The sequence below is a fragment of the Vibrio frigidus genome, assembly GCF_042465995.1.
In the GTDB taxonomy this organism is placed as follows: domain Bacteria; phylum Pseudomonadota; class Gammaproteobacteria; order Enterobacterales; family Vibrionaceae; genus Vibrio.
In genome coordinates, this window is sequence record NZ_JBCDMC010000047.1 from 1 (window position 1) to 462 (window position 462).

The window sequence follows — 462 nt, forward strand, 5'->3', positions numbered from 1 at the left end:
AAATAGACCCCACCATACGGGCTCGTCTGAACGTTTTGGATGTTTATTAACCACAATGAGCTCCTTATACGATGATGAGTACGATTAATGAGATAGCCGCAACGGCTGCCCACTGACCAAGCACAATGATCTTCGTGTCCACGAGTTTGCCTTTCAATCGAATCGGCATCACTTGTGGGAACATAGTAAAGAATGTGTGTGCGTGGAACAGGCTCCCGGCTAACGAGACGATATTGATCGCCACGACAACAGGGTTGGCCATAAAGGTTAGCCAAGCGTCCCATGATTCGGGACCTTTAACTAAACTGCCTAGCCCGAAAGTTAGGCACAGTGTGAAAAATATAATGGGTAATACAGTCGCTTCACGGATCATGTACATGCGGTAGAAATTGCTCTTCTGCCACCATGTTGCTTTCATTTCGCGAACGTAAGGTTTACGGTTACTCATCCTTAGTTCTCCTG

General features: G+C 46.5%; 1 protein-coding gene. It reads right to left on the reverse strand.

What is annotated here, in order from left to right; translation table 11 throughout:
• Positions 1 to 64 precede the first annotated feature (64 nt).
• A complete protein-coding gene (frdC, locus tag AACW90_RS22960; protein WP_390239370.1) occupies positions 65 to 448 on the reverse strand; it encodes a fumarate reductase subunit FrdC in 384 nt (127 codons plus the stop codon).
• Positions 449 to 462: the final 14 nt, after the last annotated feature.

Coding starts and splice junctions, on each gene's coding strand:
- frdC (WP_390239370.1), bottom strand. CDS start 448: ATGAGTAACCGTAAACCTTACGTTCGCGAAATGAAAGCAACATGGTGG.